The sequence below is a fragment of the Phenylobacterium aquaticum genome (assembly GCF_947378715.1).
Classification (GTDB): domain Bacteria; phylum Pseudomonadota; class Alphaproteobacteria; order Caulobacterales; family Caulobacteraceae; genus Phenylobacterium; species Phenylobacterium aquaticum_A.
Genome location: NZ_CANCLE010000083.1, coordinates 1 through 16,919, shown reverse-complemented (window position 1 = coordinate 16,919; position 16,919 = coordinate 1). Strand labels below are relative to the sequence as shown.

The window sequence follows — 16,919 nt, the reverse complement described above, 5'->3', positions numbered from 1 at the left end:
GAACCTCCCCAGCGCAGAAGGAACTCCGAGATGCACAAGGACACCATCAAGGGCGCCGCCAAGGAAGCCGTCGGATCGATCAAGGAAGCCGTCGGCAAGGCCACCGGCAATGAGCGCCTGCAAGCTGAAGGCATGGCCGAGAAGACGGTCGGCAAGATCGAAAAGAGCGTCGGCGACCTGAAGGACGCCGCGGCCGCCGCCCTCAAGAAATAACCTACACACCGTCTTCGCCCCGCCCCCCCTGGGTGCGGACGGAACAGGCAGGGCCGCGTCCGAAGGGACGCGGCCCTCGTCATGTCTGGTCATCCTGCGCCCGGCGCCGTCCAATGCCTTCCAACTATGGGAGGCGGTCATGCGCAGGACGATCGGCGGACTGGCGGCGGGGGTGGTGCTGATGACGGGACTTCTGGGATCGGCCGCGCAAGGCGCGGAAGATCCGGCCTTCGCGGCCTTCAGCCAGCAACAGGCGGCCATGGCCTCGGGCCAGGCGACCGCCGAGAGCCTCACCAAGGCCTATCTCGCCCGCATCGCGGCCCTGGATCACCAGGGCCCCAGGCTCAACAGCATCATCGCCCTCAATCCCCATGCCCTCGCCGACGCCCGGGCGCTGGACGCCGAGCGCAAGGCCGGCCATGTGCGCGGCCCCCTGCACGGGGTGGTGATCCTGCTGAAGGACAATATCGAGTCGGCCGACGACACCGCCACCACCGCCGGCTCCCTGGCGCTGAAGGACAATGTCACCAACCGCGACGCCCCCTTGGTCCGGCGCCTGACCGACGCGGGCGCAGTGATCCTGGGCAAGACCAACCTGTCGGAATGGGCCAACTACCGCTCGACCCGCTCGATCAGCGGCTGGAGCGGCGTCGGCGGGCTGGTGCGCAATCCCCACGCCCTCGACCGCAGCGCCTGCGGCTCCAGCGCCGGATCCGGTGCGGCCGTGGCCGCCGCCCTGGCTTCGGCCGCGATCGGTACGGAGACCGACGGCTCGGTCACCTGCCCCGCCGCCATGAACGGCATTGTCGGACTGAAGCCCACCGTGGGCCTGGTCTCGCGCACCCACATCATTCCGATCTCGGCCAGCCAGGACACCGCCGGGCCCATGACCCGCCACGTGGCCGACGCCGCCGCCCTGCTTACCGTCCTGGCCGGCTCCGACCCCGATGACCCGGCCACCGCCCCGGCAGACGCCCACAGGACCGACTATCTGAAAGCCCTCGACCCCGCCGCCCTCAAGGGCGCGCGCATCGGCGTGCTGCGCGCCACGGCCGGCCGCTCGCCCCCCACCGACGCGGTGTTCGAGACCGCGCTGGCCGCCCTGAAGGCCGCCGGCGCGACCCTGGTCGAGGTCAAGGCGCCGGACGCCACCGCCATGGAGGCCGCCGAGGACACGGTGCTGCGGGTCGAGTTCAAGGCCGGGATCAACGCCTATCTGGCCTCGACCTCCCCGGCCCAGGTCAAGACCCGCACCCTGGCCGACCTCATCGCCTTCAACGCCGCGAGCCCACGCGAACTGGCCCTGTTCGGCCAGGAGATTTTCGAAGAGAGCCAGGCCGGCCCCGGCCTGGACGACCCGGCCTATCTCAAGGCCAAGGCCGACGCCAGGCGGCTGGCCGGCCCCGAAGGCATCGACCGCCTGCTGGCCGAAGCCAAGGTCGAGGTCCTGGTCGCCGAAAGCGGCGGCCCCGCCTCGGTGGTCGATCCGGTCAATGGCAGCAAGTGGCTGGGCTCGGCGTCCAGCCTGCCCGCCGTGGCCGGCTATCCCCATCTGACCGTGCCCATGGGCCAGGTGTCCGGCCTGCCGGTCGGACTGTCCTTCATCGGCCCGGCCTGGTCCGAAGCCCGGCTGCTGTCGCTCGGCTACGCCTTCGAACAGGCGACCCGCGCGCGGATGACGCCCACCTTCCGGCCCTCAGTCAGTGTCGGGCCGACCTATGAGATCGCCTTCGCGCCGGGGACGTGAGGGAAAGGCTAAAGTGGGCTGCTCGGATGAATATGCCGCGCAAGGTCCATCGCCTCGTGCAGGATTCGCATGACCCGGACCTGGGCCTCATCGTATTCATAGACGATGACGTGACGGGGCTCGGAAACGGTCCCCCCCGATACCCGCGCGCGCTGCCGACTATTCCGTAGAGAATATACTCGGACCCCGGCGCCCAGTTCCGCTCGCACCTGGCTCCCGACGAGGTTGGGATCATTGATAAGGTCGCGCAGCGCCACATCGAGCAAGGTGCGGTAGCGGCTCCGAGCATTTAGGCCGAACGCCTCTGCGCTGTGCGCCAGGATTCCTGAAATGTCGACCTGGCCTTCCAGGGAGATGATCAGACGGCGCACGGCGCGACCAGATCAGTCTGCCTCGGACTGGCCGAGACCTTCCAGGAAGCCCGCGATCTCATGGCTCTCAAGGCTGATGAACCGCCCGGCCGCGATATCCGCCATCCCCACGGCGATCGCCTGGCGAAGGGCCTCCAGTTTCAGCTCGTCCTCCTGCTGTTGGTGCTCAAGCAGGCGCAAGGCTTCTCGCACCACCTCACTGGCGTTCTGGAAGCGGCCGGACTCGACGTTCAGGTCGATGAAGTGGGCCAGATGATCCGTGAGATTGACGTTTCGGGCGGTCATGTTGCAGCTCCGTCAAGCGACGAAGATACCGTCGTTGTCAATCTTTGACAACGGAGAGCCCTGCCCAAACTTACCTCGGGCGCAGCACGTCGATCGGCGGCGGCGGCGGGATCACCCGGCTGGGCGACGGCGCCGTGGGGTGCGGGATTCGATGCGACGGCTCGGACACGCAGGCGCCAAGCGCCATCAGCGTCAGGCCGGCCATCGCAGCGAGCAGGACCCGGCTCAGCACTTGAGGGCCCCCACCCCGATCATGCCGTCCTTGGCGCCCAGGCCGACCACATGGTCGCCCAGCGCCACGCCCACCGCCGCGAAGTCGCGACCGGCGGCCAGGGTCGGGCCGAGCACGCCCATGTCGCCGCGACTGCCGGCGAACAGGCCCAGGCCCAACTTGAAACAGTCATGCTCGCGCATCAGGCTGCCGTCGCCGTCCATCCGCCAGCTCTGGCCGGTCTTGCCGTCGAAGCCGGTGATCTGCGCGCTGTCGCCCACGGGCCGGATCGAATAGGCGTCGCCGCCCGGGGTGCCATCGACGGTGCAGACTTCCGCCGTTCCGTGCTGCGAGAGGTCGCCGGCCACATGGGCCGCCGAGCGGGTGCGCGGGTTATAGGCGGTGATGTCGGTGCGACGCGTCTGGTCGATGAAGACCTGGGTCCCGCTGCGCGAGTCATAGGTCATGATGTCCGGCGCCTCGCCGGTCAGGGACTGCTGTCCGCACCCACCGCCGCCGCCGCGTCCAGGGCCCGACTGAGCCACGGCCGGCGCCGTCCAGATCAGGCAGCTTGAGGCGATCGTCGCCGCCGCGGCCAGCAGGGCCGTCATCTTGCGCGGGGAAGTCGTCATTTCGGAGATCCTCCTTGGCTTGCGCCGCGGGACGTCGGGCCTTGCGGGCCGGTGGTGGAATAGGGTCGGGCGCCGGGCAGCGGCGCGGCCACCGGTCCTGGGCCTGCAGGGCGGTTGTAGCTGGTCGGCGCCGAGGGCGGCCCACCCTTGAAGGTCGGCGTGGCCCGGGCCTCCATCTCGCCGTCGAGCACGGCCTGGAACCCGTCGAAGGTCGGCAGGGGCGACTGGCCGGCGCCGCCGCCCAGCTCAGGCGCCTCGAACCAGGGCCGGCAGGTCAGGGCGCCTTCGAAGAAGCCGCTCTTCAGGGCCGCGCAGCCCTCCTTGGCCGCGAAGACGGTGTTGTCGACACTGCGCACCTGGGCGCCGCGCTCGGCGAAGATGCCGGAGCGCATCACGCCCTGGATACGGGCCTGGGAGATATAGGTGGTGCCGGCGGCGGCATAGAGCCCGACCTCACCGGCGCTGAACAGCGCCTTGGAGACCCGGGTCGTGGGGCCTTCGACCAGCAGGGCCCAGTCGGCGCCGCTGATCGAGGGCGAGCGCAGGTTCACCTCGCCCGAACCGGAGACATAGGCGCCGCGGGAAAAGCCATTGATGTCCAGCCCGCTGATCTCGATCAGCTGGGACGGGCCGATATCGGTGAGCACCAGGCCGGCCGAGGCGGCCGAGCGCTGCGAGCCGGTCCAGTCGTCGAGCCGCACGAGGTCCAGGCCGTCGATCTTCACATCGTCGCTGGGCGTGGCCTTCAGGCCGATCACCGCCGCGCCGATCGTCACATTGCTGATCTTCAGCCGGCCGCGGGTGGTGACCGCCGCCGCCTGGCTGCGCGAGACGATGCGGCTGTCGATCAGGGTCAGCTTGCTGTCGCCCGCCAGGGCGATCGCCCCGCCGGCGCCGGAATAGGCCACGCTGGTGTTGTAGAGGTTCAGCTCGTCCGTCTGGCCCAGGATGCAAGGCGCTTCGGCGCCTTCGGCCTGGCCGATGGTCAGGTCCTGCAAAGTGACCCAGATCGAGGGCGCGAGACGCAGGCAGGGCATGCCGGGGGGCGCGACCAGCAGGGGCTGGGCGAACCGCACCGGGGCGCCGGGATCGCCGATGATGCGGACCGGGCGGTTGATCACCACCGCTTCCTGACAGGCGCGGCCATTGGACGAGGTGAGCGTGATCGTCGCCCCGTTCCAGCTGCGCTCGATGGTGTCGCTGATCTGGCCCGGCCAGGCATAGGCGCAGTCGATATAGGTCGAGGGGTAGGCCGGCATCCGCCCGCCATAGCCATAGCCGCGACGGCGATGGGTCGTCCCCTTGCAGCGGTTGGCGATGTCCGGCGTGGTCAGCACGCCGAAACAGGGGCGGATCAAGGCGTCGATGCGGGCGTCAGGGGCGGCCATGGCCGGGGCCGGGGCCGCGACATCCATCGCCAGGATGAGGGCCAGGGCCATCAGGCCGTTGAGCAGGTTACGCATGGCGGTCATCTATCTGTACCCCTCGCTCTGGGGCCGCACGGGTCGGATCGTCAGGCTGTCGGGGCGTTGGCTCGGACCATAGGCCGCGCCCGGACGCTGGCTCGGGCCGCCGCGCATGTCCTGGCTGCTGTAGCCGCCGCCGGAGGGGCCCTGGCTATAGCCGCCGCCCTGCCCCTGGCTGGGACCATAGCCGCCCCCGCCCTGGCCATAGGGCTCGCGCACCGGACGGCGCTCGCCGTCGTCCTGATAGGAATTATAGCTGTCGCGCTGCGGCTGGCCGGAGACCTGGGCCAGCACGTTGCGCAGCCGGCTGACCGACGGGCTGAAGCCCGAGAGCGCGGAATCGATCTGATAGACCACCGCCTGGGCGCGATCCTGATCGGCGATGCCGGCGACCCCCAGGGAGAAATAGGTCGACATGGCGTACTTGGCCTCGGGGCTGCCCTGCTTCTCGGCCTCGGAGAACCAGTGGAAGGCGCGGGCATAGTCGCGCGGCACGCCCACGCCCTCGGCGTACATCACCGCCAGCACCAGCTGCGAGGTCGGCGAGCCATTGACCGCCGCGTACTGGATGGCGCGAACCTTTTCCAGCGGACCCAGCCGGCCGGTGCCGGGGCGGCCCAGCATGCCCTGCAGGGCGCTGGCCTCGGCCGAGCCCAGCTGATTCTCATGCATCGGCGGGCGCGCGGTGATGCGCAGATAGGTCATGGCCCGTCCGACATGGACGAAGGGCAGCTCGTTCATCCGCCCCAGCGCCACGGCGCCCGCCTCGCCGGCGGCGTCGCTCTCGTCGGAATGGGGCACGCCGGAGGACGGCGCCTCGGGCGGATAGAATTCGTAGGGCGGGACCCAGCGGGCGGCGGTGGCCTGGGCGTCGGCGGCCAGCGCCGCGCGTTCCGGCGAGGACCGCTCGAAGTCCTTCAGCATCACATAGCCGGCCACGTCCCCGGCCTGGGTGGCCAGGTAGTTGTAGAGATAGACGTCCACGTCATTGCGCGTGAACAGGGTCGCCGAGGCCGGCGGCTTCAGGCGGACCAGGTCCTTGGGGTCGATCGGCGAATTGTCGACGGGATCGCCGAACGGGCCGAACGACACGTCATGCAGCCGGGCCAGGGTGCGGAAGCCATAGGCGCCCTGGGTCGACAGCACATAGATCACCCGGTTGCGCACATCCTGGCGCTCATCCGAGCTCATCAGGTTGAGCAGCCGTTCCAGGGCGTAATAGGCGCCGCGGCGCTCGGCCGTGCGGCAGTCGGTGATCTTGCGCGGTCCGCGCTGGTTCGACTTGCCCATCGGATAGGGCACGATCGGCGAATAGCCGTCCGGGTTGGAGAGTGCGAGCTCGTACCAGACGGCCGCCTCGACCGGGTCTTCCAGATTACGCTCGCGGGCGTCGCGGCCCGAATAGCGGCGGGCCAGGTCGATCTGGGCGAAGAAGTCGCCGTGGAACGCCTGGCGGCGCAGGAAACGCACGTCCTGTTCCTGGGCGTTGAACTGGGGCGCGACGCCGATCGGACCCTGAGGTCTGGGGCAGGTCGCATTGGCGGACGCGAACTTGCCAGGGCCTGGCGGCTGACAGCCGCCCATGAGCGGCACCAGACCCGCCATCACCGCGATTGTAAGGGCCCTGCGCCCCCACCGGCGGGCGTCCTGGGCAGCTTCATGACGGGCCATGCGCTCCCCCAAGCGTTAACCATAATTCCACAGCTTCACTAGCGTCGCTGGGCCGCTCTCTGTCAAGCGTTCGAGCAACGCTTTGCACTCTGAACAGATTCACCTGACAGGTACATGAACAGCTTGAGAGGCCTCCACGTCATCGATTGTCTCGATTTCGCCTGTGAGGCGAAGACAAACGGCGTCTGGAAGAACTTCACCGTAGGCGGGAAAACATTGCGAGCCTGTCTTGAGATCAATGAGACAGTGCATTGTTGCTTGACTGTGGTTGCGACCTGTTCAATCGCCGCCGCGTCTAGGATGTCGATTCGGGATATCCCGATGCGCCAGGACGATCCTAAACCGTCCCGTTCGTTCGACCAATGATGTCCGGATATTGCGGCGGAGCCATGGCGCTCGACGCCTAGAAAGCAGTCGCCCCTCCCCGTCGCCGGAGAGGGGCTGAAGTCGAGTCACCGGCCGGTGGGCATGTCCTTGAACGGAATGTCCTTGTCGACCCGGATATCGCCCGGCAGGCCCAGGACCCGCTCGGCGATGATATTGCGCAGGATTTCGTCGGTGCCGCCGGCGATGCGCAGGCCCGGCGCGAACATCACCGAACCCTGGAAGCCGGCGTGCAGCGGCGCCAGCTCCGGATCATTGATGATCCCGTACTGGTCCAGCATCTCGATCGCCGCATTGCCCAGTTCCTGCATCTGCACGGCCGAGATGATCTTGCCGATCGAGCTCTCCGGTCCCGGGGTCTGGCCACGCGACAGCGCCGTCATGGTCCGGTTGCGGGTGTGCTTGAGGCCCTCGGCCTGGACGTACCAGTCCGCCAGCTTCTCGCGCAGGGCGCCGTCCTTGAGGGCCGAACCGCCATCCAGGCCCGGCGTCTTGCGCGCGATCTCCATGAACTGAGCCCAGCCCGCGCCGGTCGCCCCGCCCACGGCGAGGCGCTCGTTCATCAGGGTGACCAGGCTGACCTTCCAGCCATCGCCCTCGGCGCCCAGCCGCTGGCTGTCCTTGACCCGCAGGTCGGTGAAGAACACCTCGTTGAAGCCGGAGCCCCCCGACATCTGGTGGATCGGCTTCACCTCCACGCCCGGATCATGCATGTCGATCCAGAACATGGTCAGGCCCTTGTGCTTGGGCACATCGGGGTTGGTGCGGCAGATCACGATGCCGAAGTCGGAGAACTGGGCCCCCGTCGTCCACACCTTCTGGCCGTTAATGATCCAGTCGCCCGAGCCATCCGGCGCGCGCTCGGCCTTGGTCCGCGAACCGGCGACATCGGAGCCGCCCGAGGGTTCGGAGAACAGCTGGCACCAGATCTCCTCGCCGCGCAGGGCGGGGCCGACGAAGCGCTTCTTGGTCTCGTCGTCGGCGAAGGTCATGACCGTGGGCACGCACATGCCCAGGCCGATCTGGAAGGGATTGGGCGGGATCGGGTGCTTGGCCTCCTCGGCGCCGAAGATCACCGTCTGGATCGGCGTACCGCCCTGGCCGCCCCATTCCTTGGGCCAGGTGATGCAGGCATAGCCTGCGGCGGCCTTCTTGGCCTGCCAGGCCTTGGAGGCCCCCAGGCTGTCGCCGCCTTCGGGGTCGCCGCCGGCCTGGGCCTTGGGCGCATTGGCCGCCAGCCAGTCCTGGACCTGCTTGCGGTAGGCGGCTTCGTCGGGAGAGTCGTTGAAGTCCATGATTTCAATCCCCTTTAGGCGGCCGCCGCGTTGCGGCGCTCGAGGTGGCTGACGAGACGTTCCTTCCAGACCCGGGGCGCGCCCGCGACCAGGGAAAGCTGGCGCGAACGCCGGTAGTAGAGGTGGCAGTCCATTTCCCAGGTGAAGCCGATGCCGCCATGGGTCTGGATGTTTTCCTTGGACGCGAACCAGAAGGCTTCCGACCCGGCGATGCGAGCGGCGCTGGCCGCGACGGGAAGTTCCGGGGCGTTGGTGTTCAGCGCCCAGGCTCCGTAATAGGCGTTGGAGCGCGCCAGCTCGTTCTTCACATAGATGTCGGCCAGCTTGTGCTTGATCGCCTGGTAGGAGGCGATCACCCGGCCGAAGGCGTAGCGCTCGAGGGCGTATTCCTTGGCCATGTCCAGGCAACGGTCGGCGCCGCCGCACTGTTCGAAGCTGAGCAGCACCGCCGCGCGATCCAGCACCTGTTCCAGCAGGGCCAGGCCCTCGCCCGCCGCGCCCAGACGCTGGGCCGGGGCGCCGGCGAAGGTCAGCTTGGCCGCATCGCGCGTGGGGTCGAGGGTCTTGACCGCCTCGCGGGTCACGCCGCCCGCCGCCAGTTCGACCAGATAGAGGCCGAGCTTGCCGCCCTCCTTGGCCAGCACCAGGGCGACGTCGGCGATGTCGCCATCGGTCACCGGGATCTTCACGCCCGAGAGCTTGCCGTCGGCGACGGTCGCCTGGACCGTGGCGGCCGACAGGGCGCCGGGCCCCTCGGAACTGGCCACGCAGCCGATGATCTCGCCGGCGGCGATCTTCGGCAGCAGCCGGGCCTTCTGATCGGCGTCGCCGGCCAGCATCACCGCCTCGGCCAGGAAATAGACCGTCGAGGCGAAGGGAATCGGGGCGACCACGCGACCAAGTTCCTCGGCGATCACGCAGAGCTCCAGGTGACCCAGACCCAGGCCGCCAAACTCTTCCGGTATCGCGGCGCCCAGCCAGCCCTGGCCGGCCACGGCCTTCCACAGGTCCGCATCATGGCCTTGGGCGTCGTCGTCCAGGACCTTGCGCACCCGGGTGGTCGGGCAATTGGCCTCGAGGAACTTGCGCGCCTCGCTCTTCAGAAACTTCTGATCGTCTGAAAAATCGAAATTCATGTCCGCCCATCCCGCCGCTGAGGCCGGTTAAAAGGTTTCGTCGCGCGCACCATAGCGATGGCGAAGCCCATGAAAAGATTGACCTCGCGTCAAGGATTTCAGGGTCTTATGCGAGCCCTGTGATCAGACCTGAGAGCGCGCTTAGATGGCCAAGGCGATATTCCAGCGAAACCAGAAGGTTTGGGTCGAAAGCGTCGGGGCCTGGGCGGTCGTGGAGAAGATCGTCCCGGTCTGGGCGCGGGGCTTCGACGAGCCCGTGCGGGTGACCTACGACGTCGGCCTGGGACGCGATTTTCAGGCGCATGAGCTGAAGGCCGAGCAGGACAGCGACGAGACCCTGGCCGACGACGGATCGCGCTGGCGGCTGCTGCGCGCCAAGAACAAATGGCAGACCGAGGACAATTGCCGCCACCATCCCTATCCGGGCAGCTATCCTGTGGTGGTGACGGACCTGAACGACTGGGGCGGCTGGCGGGTGCCCGGCGCCGAATATGACCGCGATCCGGCCAAGATCGAGCAGCAGGCCCGGCTGATCGCCTCTGCGCCCCGCCTGATGGAGGCCTGCCGCCGGGTCGTCGCCATGGTCGATGACAGCCCGGGCCAGGCGCCGCCGGACATGGTGCGCCTGGCCGAGGACATCATGAAGATCGAGGCCTATCTGAAGGCGGTTCCGGCGGCGGAGACCGGCGAGGCCGACCCCGCCGCCCACGCCGCCGAATAGACGGCGCGCAATCTAGAACTTGTAGCCGACGCCGGCCGAGACCACCCAGGGATCGAGGTTCACCTTGGACTTCAGCGCGCCGCCATTGATCTTGGCGTCGGTCTCGAAGAACACCTTCTTGACGTCGACATTGACGCTCCAGGCGCCCTTCGTCGCGACATCGACCCCGGCCTGCAGGGCGTAGCCGAAGCCGTCCTTCAGCTTGACGTTGAAGCCGTTCCTGTCCTTGCCGCCATAGAAGATCATGTAGTTCACGCCCGCGCCGACATAGGGACTGACCCTGGCGGCCGGGGCGAAGTGGTATTGCAGCGATACGACCGGCGGCAGCACCCAGCTGTCATGGACCGCGACGTTCACGCCCGTCCCCTGGGCGCGGACCGTGTGCCGGGTGGTCCCGGCGATGGCCTCGATCGCCACATGATCGGTCAGGAAGTAGCTGAGGCCGATGGTCGGCATCACGTCGTCCTTGACGTCGACATGCAGGCCGGTCGGCGCGCCGGCGGCGGTGGTGATGGCGTCATTGGCGTCCGGCGACACATCGGTGGCGCGGACGTTGAGCATGATCAGGCCCTTGTGCTTGGGCGTGAAGTCCTGGGCATGGGCGGTCCCGGCGAGGGCGAGGACGGCGGCGCTGGCGCAGAGCGCTATGCGGGTGGCGGTCATTGGATCTATCCCCTTCTTGGCGGCAGGTGGAAGCTGCCTTGGCCGAGGGGATCGCGCCGGGCGGGCGGGGCGGCCTTGATCTAACTCAAACGCTTGTTTGAATCTCGACGAGTGTGAGCCGCAGGACGCAGCATGCCCCGGTCGATCTCGCCATCCGGCGTGATCTCCAGGGCGCGACGGCCGATCCAGACCCACAGGGTGAGGCCGCGCGCCCGGCCCTGGGCGGCCCAGGCGCGAAAGGCCGAGAGAAAGGGCTCCTGGCGCCAAGCCTGGGGCTTGCCGGGATCGACCTCGATGTTCAGCCGCGCCCCGCCGTCGGCGATATGCATGACGAAACCGGCGCGGTCGGGTCGCCATTCATCGCCAAGATTGGGAACATGCAGCCAGTAGCAGATGAAGGCCCGGCAGTCGGCCGGCCGGTCGTCATAGACCGTGCAGCCCGCGCCCTTGCGATAGGCCTTGCACCAGACGAACTGCGGCTTGTCGATCGCCTGCACGCCGATCAGCTTGCAGCACAGGCCGCAGTCGCCGCAGCTCTTGGTCTCGGCGATGTCAGGACGCCCGTTCACGCGGCGAAACCTATGACCGGACCATGACAGTTTGTTTTCGGTCGCGACCGCCCTCGCCCTTCGCCGGGCGATGGCCTAAATCTCACCCATGCGCACCGAAACGCCCCAGCCCATCCGGCTCACCGACTACCGCCCGCCCGCCTATCTGATCGACGAGGTCCATCTGACCTTCGATCTGGCCCCCAACACCACCCGGGTGACGGCCAAGCTGTCGATCCGACGCAACGGCGACCATGCCGAGCCCCTGGTGCTGAACGGCGAGCGGCTGAAGCCGATCTCCGTGGCGGTGGACGGCCGACTGCTGGAGGCGACCGAGCACACGATCGACGCCGAGTTCCTGACCGTGCCGGATGTGCCGGCCGCCTTCGTCCTGACCACCGAGGTCGAGATCGATCCGGAGGCCAACAAGGCGCTGGACGGGCTCTATATGTCCGGCGGCCGCTTCTGCACGCAGTGCGAGGCCGAGGGCTTCCGCAAGATCACCTGGTTCGCGGACCGCCCCGACGTGCTCGCGCGCTTCACGGTCCGGGTCGAGGCCCCGAAGAGCTACCAACGCCTGCTCTCCAACGGCAATCTGATGGAGACCGGCGACATGGCCGGCGGCAAGCGCTACGCCGTCTGGAACGACCCCTTCCCGAAACCCTGTTATCTGTTCGCCCTGGTGGCCGGGGAACTCGACGAACTGGCCGACAGCCTGGTCACCATGAGCGGCCGCACCGTCGACCTGAAGATCTATGTCGATCCAGGCATGGCCGGCCGGGCGACCTACGCCATGGACGCCCTGAAGCGCTCGATGAAGTGGGACGAGGAAGCGTTCGGCCGCGAATACGATCTGGACCTGTTCATGATCGTCGCGGTGCGCGACTTCAATTTCGGGGCGATGGAGAACAAGGGGCTGAATATCTTCAACTCCTCCCTGCTGCTCGCCGATCCCGCCACCGCCACCGACCTGGACTATGAGCGCATCGAGAGCGTCGTGGCCCATGAGTATTTCCACAACTGGACCGGCGACCGCATCACCTGCCGCGACTGGTTCCAGCTGTGCCTGAAGGAAGGCCTGACCGTCTTCCGCGACCAGAGCTTCTCGGCCGACATGCGCGGCGAAGCCGTCCAGCGGATCAAGGACGTCAAGGCCCTGCGCGCGCGCCAGTTCTCCGAGGATCAGGGGCCCCTGGCCCACCCGGTGCGGCCGTCGAGCTATCTGAAGATCGACAACTTCTACACCGCGACCATCTACGAGAAGGGCGCGGAGGTCATCCGGATGCTCAAGACCCTGATCGGGCCTGAGAAGTTCCGCGAAGGCATGGACCTCTACTTCGATCGCTGGGACGGCCACGCGACCACGGTGGAGGAGTTCATCCGCTGCTTCGCCGACGTCACCGGCCAGGATCTCAGCGACTTCTTCGCCTGGTACGAACAGGCCGGCACACCCAAGGTCAGCCTGACCCAGAGCTATGACGCCCAGGCCAAGACCCTGTCTCTGACCCTCTCCCAGGAGATCGCCCCGACACCCGGACAGCCCAACAAGCGCCCCCTGCCCACCCCGGTCCGCATCGGCCTGCTGGACGCGGAGGGCCGGACGCTCGCCTTCGAACGTGATGGCCAGGCGGTGGACGAGACCGTGGTCGTACTGGACAAGGCCACCGCCCAGGTGACCCTGACCGGCGTCGACTCCGCGCCCGTCGTCTCGGCCCTGCGCGGCTTCTCGGCGCCGGTGACGCTCACCACTGATTCGCCCTCTCGTGACCGCTATGTGCAATTGGCCGGCGACCCCGACCTGTTCAATCGCTGGGAGTCCGGCCAGGACCTCGCCCGGGACCTGATTCTGAGCCGCGCCGCCAGCAAGCCGGACGAGGTCGGCGAGGAGCGCTACGCCCACGCCGTGGCCCGGGCCCTGGCCGACCAGGCCGCTGATCCGGCCTTCAAGGCCCTGCTGCTGTCCCTGCCCAGCGAGTCCGACCTGGTGCTGGCCCGCCAGCCGGCCGATCCGGCCGCGATCCACGCCGCCCGCGAGGCCTTGCGCCAGCGGCTGTCGCTGCATCTGGAAGACGACCTGAAGCGCCTGCATATCGGACTGCAGGAACTGGGCGACTTCTCGCCGGACGCCGCCAGCGCCGGACGCCGGGCTTTGCGAAATGCGACACTTGATCTGCTCGCGGCCAATCCGCGCTCCGAGGTCACCGAGCTGGCGGACGGCCACTATCGCGCCGCCCTCAACATGACTGACGCCATGGGCGGGCTGAACGCCCTGATGCAGATCGGCGGCGAGGCTTTCGACGCCGCCCTGATCGACTTCTACGAGCGCTGGAAGACCGAGCCCCTGGTGATCGACAAATGGTTCGCCCTGCAGGCCCGCGCGCCGGATGAGGGCGTGCTGGGCCGGGTCCTGGGCCTGACCGCCCACCCGGCCTTCGACCAGAAGAACCCCAACCGCTTGCGCGCCCTGGTCTCCACCTTCGCGAGCGGCAATCCGGCGCGATTCCATGACCCTAGCGGCGCCGGCTATCGGTTCCTCGCCGACCAGATTCTGGCCGTCGACGGCTTCAATCCGATGACGGCGGCGCGAATGGTGGAGCCCCTGGGCGGCTGGAGGCGTTACAGCCCCGAGCTCGGCGCCTTGATGAGACAGCAGCTGCAGCGGATCGCGGAAACGCCCGGCCTGTCCAAGAACGTCCTCGAGCTGGCCGCCAAGGCTCTGGCTGACTAGCAGGCGCACAACCTAGGAATGCTGGTCATTCGGAATTCCACCAGGATAGATCGGGCTACAGAGGGGGCTTCACCGGTATGTCGAACGCGTTGAATCGAGTGCGCATATTGCTCGTGGACGACAACATCCGGACGATCGACCTGGTCAAGACCATGCTCAGGGGGTTTGGCTTCGAACGATTCACCGAAGCCACGACTCTCGCGGAGGCCAAGAAGATCCTGAAGGCCACGCCGCCGGACCTGATGCTGCTGGACTACATGATGGGGACGGAGGAGGGGGTGACCCTGGCCCGCTGGCTCCGCAACGATCCGGCGAGTCCGGCGCCGCAACTGCCGATCATCATGCTGACCGGCCACGCCGATCGGGCGCGGGTGATGGCGGCGCGCGACGCCGGCATCAACGAGATCTGTGTCAAGCCGTTCACCCCCGCCGACCTGATCAAGCGGATCCTGACCACCTTCGAGAGTCCGCGCCCCTTCGTGAACTCCGGCAGCGGCTATTTCGGCCCCGACCGGCGACGCCATGACGACCCGAGATACAAGGGTCCCGAGCGCCGCAAGCGGGTCTGATCGCGCCCACCCCCGCCGACTGTGGGTGTGACCGCATGACTCTCGTGACGGGGCGCCACCGCCCGCGTAGACTCCAGGCTTCGGGGTGACTCGGTCCAGGTTTCGAAGGAGCGGCGGGCTTTGGCCAGACGCGTGGGGGATGACGCGGCTGAAGACCCTGCGGTCGGGCGAGAGCGGGTGAAGGCTCAGCCTGGCCCCGCCTTGCCCGGGCAGGCGTTCGCCCGTGTCGCCATCCTGTCCACCCTGCTGCTGCTGGCGATCTACACCGCCTTCGCCGTGGCCCGCGTCCAGCGCGAGCCCCAGACCGCCACCCTGGCCAACGCCGCTCTGCCCGATCGCGCCGACGCCGTCGCCGCGCGGCTGGACGCCGAGGCCGCCGGCCTGAAGGGCGGTCTGCTCGCCGCCCGCGACCTGCTGGCCCGTGAGGATCAGCAGCCTGCCGACCTCGCCCAGACCGGCCTGGCCGCCACCGCCGGCGCGGCCTCAAGCCTGGCGGTCCTGGGCGACGAGGGCGTGGTCGCCTCGGCCGGCCCTGCCGACGGGATCGACTGGCAGGAGCTGACCCAGGCCGCCGAGAAGTCCGGCCGCGATCCCTGGCTGGGCGTCACCCACCAGGCCAAGCCGGCGCTCGCCGCCGCGATCCAGGCCAATTCGCCGAAGGGCCGGCGTTGGATCGTCGCCGTGGGCTCGCCGGCCCGGCTGTCGGCCTGGCTGACCAAGACCCGCGACGAGGTGGTCGCTACGCCCCAGGGCCGCGTCCTGGCGGGCAGCGGGCCCGGCGGAGTGGCCGTCGCCGACACCCTCAACGCCGCCTTCGGCGTGGCCGCAGAGGACCTCAGCCTGGATGGCGGGCTGATCCGCGGAAGACGCCCGGACGGGGCGGCCCTGGACCTCGCCGCGCGACCGGCCCTGGGCGGGGCGCTCTATGTGATCTCGGCGGCGCCGTCGGCCGACAATGAAATCCAGACCACGGCGGAACAGCTGACCTGGCTGCTGATCCCGCTCGCCGCCGCCTTCCTGCTGGGCTTGCTGCTGCTGGGCCAGAGCCGCAAGGCCGAGACCGCCACCAAGGCCTTCGTGGATTCCGAACAGCGGTTCCGCCTGGCGGTCGAGGCGGCGCGCTGCGGGATCTGGGAGTGGGACCTGAGCACCGACCAGATGTACATGTCCGACGTCACCGGCGCGATCCTGGGCTGGGGCGGCGGCGGGGTGGTGGCCGGCCAGGAGGTTCTGGACCGCGTCTCGCCCGACCATCGCGACCGGGTCCGCCAGGCCTTGGCCACGGCGGCGGCCTATGGCGGCTTCGACGTGTCGTTCCGGGTGCCGAGTACGGCGGGCGGACGGCCGATCTGGATCGACGCCCGGGGCCAGGCCTTTGGCGACGGACCCGGCCAGGGCTATAGCCGCATCATCGGCGTGGCGCTCGACGTCACCGAGGAGCGCATGGCCCAGGCCCGCGCCCAGGCCGCCGAGATCCGCCTGCGCGACGCCATCGAGAGCGTGTCGGAAGCCTTCGTCCTCTGGGACCGGGCCGGGCGCCTGTTGATGTGCAACCGCAACTATCGCAGCGTCTTCTCGCTGGAGCCGCGCCTGTTGAAGCCCGGCGCCTCCCGCGACCAGGTCAACCGCTTCGCCCAATTGGCCATCAAGCAGGAGACCCCCTCCCCCGACGGCCGCAAGGGCGTGCGGGAAGCCGAGCTCAATGACGGCCGCTGGATCCAGATCTCCGAGCGCCGCACCGCCGAGGGCGGGCTGGTGATGACGGCCGCCGACATCACCGCCATCAAGACCCAGGAAGAGGCCCGACGCCTCAATGAAGAACAGCTGCGCAAGGCGGTCACCAGCCTGGAGCGCAGCCAGGAACAGCTGTCCGAACTGGCCCGCAAATATGAGAGCGAGAAGGTCCGGGCCGAGGGCGCCAACCGCGCCAAGAGCGAGTTCCTGGCCAATATGAGCCACGAGCTGCGCACGCCGCTGAACGCCATCAACGGCTTCTCCGAGATCATGGTGGCCAGCCTGTTCGGGCCGCTGGGCGACCCCCGCTACGTCGAATACGCCCAGGACATCCACGCCTCGGGCCAGCACCTGCTGTCGGTGATCAACGACATTCTCGACATGTCCAAGATCGAGGCTGGCAAGATGACCATGCGCTACGAGATGCTGGACCTGCACGACGTGGCCGAGGACGCCGCGAGGCTGGTGCGGGCGCGGGCCGACGAGTCGGGCCTGCGGCTATCGATGGATGTAGACGGCTTGCCCGAGGTGGAGGCTGATTTCCG

The 16,919-nt window shown here is 68.4% G+C and carries 16 protein-coding genes; 6 read left to right on the top strand and 10 right to left on the bottom strand.

The annotated features are described in order from the left end of the window. Window positions 1-30: 30 nt before the first annotated feature. The gene (locus Q7P21_RS12180) at window positions 31-213 is read left to right on the top strand and encodes a CsbD family protein (protein ID WP_304164112.1); all 183 of its coding nucleotides are present in this window, start codon (window positions 31-33) and stop codon (window positions 211-213) included. A 139-nt stretch (window positions 214-352) separates the two neighbouring features. Continuing rightward, window positions 353-1,960 (top strand): amidase, encoded by a 1,608-nt coding sequence (locus tag Q7P21_RS12175; RefSeq protein ID WP_304164110.1) that lies wholly within the window; start codon window positions 353-355, stop codon window positions 1,958-1,960. 8 nt (window positions 1,961-1,968) lie between these two features. Here Q7P21_RS12175 and Q7P21_RS12170 read toward each other — a convergent pair whose 3' ends face one another. The 8 genes from Q7P21_RS12170 to Q7P21_RS12135 all read right to left on the bottom strand — a co-directional run bounded on the left by Q7P21_RS12170 (window position 1,969) and on the right by Q7P21_RS12135 (window position 9,411). Continuing rightward, window positions 1,969-2,331, bottom strand: coding sequence for a type II toxin-antitoxin system RelE/ParE family toxin (locus Q7P21_RS12170; RefSeq protein ID WP_304164108.1), 363 nt, complete (start codon window positions 2,329-2,331; stop codon window positions 1,969-1,971). Window positions 2,332-2,343: 12 nt separating this feature from the next. After that, entirely contained in the window at window positions 2,344-2,616 is a 273-nt protein-coding gene (locus tag Q7P21_RS12165; RefSeq protein ID WP_304164105.1) for a type II toxin-antitoxin system ParD family antitoxin, read from the bottom strand. A 70-nt stretch (window positions 2,617-2,686) separates the two neighbouring features. Further along, window positions 2,687-2,848, bottom strand: a complete 162-nt coding sequence (locus Q7P21_RS12160) for a hypothetical protein (protein WP_304164103.1) — start codon at window positions 2,846-2,848, stop codon at window positions 2,687-2,689. After that, window positions 2,842-3,459 (bottom strand): hypothetical protein, encoded by a 618-nt coding sequence (locus tag Q7P21_RS12155; protein WP_304164101.1) that lies wholly within the window; start codon window positions 3,457-3,459, stop codon window positions 2,842-2,844. Before Q7P21_RS12155 ends, Q7P21_RS12160 begins: the two co-directional genes overlap by 7 nt. Continuing rightward, the gene (locus tag Q7P21_RS12150; protein WP_304164100.1) at window positions 3,456-4,931 is read right to left on the bottom strand and encodes a hypothetical protein; all 1,476 of its coding nucleotides are present in this window, start codon (window positions 4,929-4,931) and stop codon (window positions 3,456-3,458) included. Before Q7P21_RS12150 ends, Q7P21_RS12155 begins: the two co-directional genes overlap by 4 nt. Continuing rightward, complete coding sequence (locus tag Q7P21_RS12145) at window positions 4,932-6,596, bottom strand: tetratricopeptide repeat protein (protein WP_304164098.1); 1,665 nt, start codon at window positions 6,594-6,596, stop codon at window positions 4,932-4,934. A 452-nt stretch (window positions 6,597-7,048) separates the two neighbouring features. Continuing rightward, window positions 7,049-8,275, bottom strand: a complete 1,227-nt coding sequence (locus Q7P21_RS12140) for an acyl-CoA dehydrogenase family protein (protein WP_304177264.1) — start codon at window positions 8,273-8,275, stop codon at window positions 7,049-7,051. Window positions 8,276-8,289: 14 nt separating this feature from the next. After that, the gene (locus Q7P21_RS12135) at window positions 8,290-9,411 is read right to left on the bottom strand and encodes an acyl-CoA dehydrogenase family protein (RefSeq protein WP_304164095.1); all 1,122 of its coding nucleotides are present in this window, start codon (window positions 9,409-9,411) and stop codon (window positions 8,290-8,292) included. 145 nt (window positions 9,412-9,556) lie between these two features. Between Q7P21_RS12135 and Q7P21_RS12130 the strand changes: the two genes are divergently transcribed. Beyond that, window positions 9,557-10,132 (top strand): hypothetical protein, encoded by a 576-nt coding sequence (locus tag Q7P21_RS12130; protein WP_304164094.1) that lies wholly within the window; start codon window positions 9,557-9,559, stop codon window positions 10,130-10,132. A gap of 12 nt (window positions 10,133-10,144) precedes the next feature. Here Q7P21_RS12130 and Q7P21_RS12125 read toward each other — a convergent pair whose 3' ends face one another. Then, window positions 10,145-10,795, bottom strand: a complete 651-nt coding sequence (locus tag Q7P21_RS12125) for an OmpW family protein (RefSeq protein ID WP_304164093.1) — start codon at window positions 10,793-10,795, stop codon at window positions 10,145-10,147. A gap of 80 nt (window positions 10,796-10,875) precedes the next feature. After that, the gene (locus Q7P21_RS12120; RefSeq protein ID WP_304164091.1) at window positions 10,876-11,364 is read right to left on the bottom strand and encodes a YkgJ family cysteine cluster protein; all 489 of its coding nucleotides are present in this window, start codon (window positions 11,362-11,364) and stop codon (window positions 10,876-10,878) included. A gap of 88 nt (window positions 11,365-11,452) precedes the next feature. On the opposite strand from Q7P21_RS12120, the gene pepN reads away from it, so the two are divergent. The 3 genes from pepN to Q7P21_RS12105 all read left to right on the top strand — a co-directional run. Beyond that, a complete protein-coding gene (gene pepN, locus Q7P21_RS12115; protein WP_304177262.1) occupies window positions 11,453-14,071 on the top strand; it encodes an aminopeptidase N in 2,619 nt (872 codons plus the stop codon). Between the two features lie 113 nt (window positions 14,072-14,184). Next, a complete protein-coding gene (locus tag Q7P21_RS12110; RefSeq protein WP_304164087.1) occupies window positions 14,185-14,640 on the top strand; it encodes a PleD family two-component system response regulator in 456 nt (151 codons plus the stop codon). A 177-nt stretch (window positions 14,641-14,817) separates the two neighbouring features. Next, a partial coding sequence (locus Q7P21_RS12105; protein WP_304177260.1) for a histidine kinase dimerization/phospho-acceptor domain-containing protein occupies window positions 14,818-16,919 on the top strand: 2,102 nt, incomplete at its 3' end.

Excerpts from the sequence above, each read along its gene's own strand:
- Q7P21_RS12145 (WP_304164098.1), bottom strand. The coding sequence starts at position 6,596 with ATGGCCCGTCATGAAGCTGCCCAGGACGCCCGCCGGTGGGGGCGCAGG.
- Q7P21_RS12140 (WP_304177264.1), bottom strand. The coding sequence starts at position 8,275 with ATGGACTTCAACGACTCTCCCGACGAAGCCGCCTACCGCAAGCAGGTC.
- Q7P21_RS12130 (WP_304164094.1), top strand. The coding sequence starts at position 9,557 with ATGGCCAAGGCGATATTCCAGCGAAACCAGAAGGTTTGGGTCGAAAGC.
- Q7P21_RS12175 (WP_304164110.1), top strand. The coding sequence starts at position 353 with ATGCGCAGGACGATCGGCGGACTGGCGGCGGGGGTGGTGCTGATGACG.
- Q7P21_RS12135 (WP_304164095.1), bottom strand. The coding sequence starts at position 9,411 with ATGAATTTCGATTTTTCAGACGATCAGAAGTTTCTGAAGAGCGAGGCG.
- Q7P21_RS12125 (WP_304164093.1), bottom strand. The coding sequence starts at position 10,795 with ATGACCGCCACCCGCATAGCGCTCTGCGCCAGCGCCGCCGTCCTCGCC.
- Q7P21_RS12165 (WP_304164105.1), bottom strand. The coding sequence starts at position 2,616 with ATGACCGCCCGAAACGTCAATCTCACGGATCATCTGGCCCACTTCATC.
- Q7P21_RS12180 (WP_304164112.1), top strand. The coding sequence starts at position 31 with ATGCACAAGGACACCATCAAGGGCGCCGCCAAGGAAGCCGTCGGATCG.
- pepN (WP_304177262.1), top strand. The coding sequence starts at position 11,453 with ATGCGCACCGAAACGCCCCAGCCCATCCGGCTCACCGACTACCGCCCG.
- Q7P21_RS12155 (WP_304164101.1), bottom strand. The coding sequence starts at position 3,459 with ATGACGACTTCCCCGCGCAAGATGACGGCCCTGCTGGCCGCGGCGGCG.
- Q7P21_RS12150 (WP_304164100.1), bottom strand. The coding sequence starts at position 4,931 with ATGACCGCCATGCGTAACCTGCTCAACGGCCTGATGGCCCTGGCCCTC.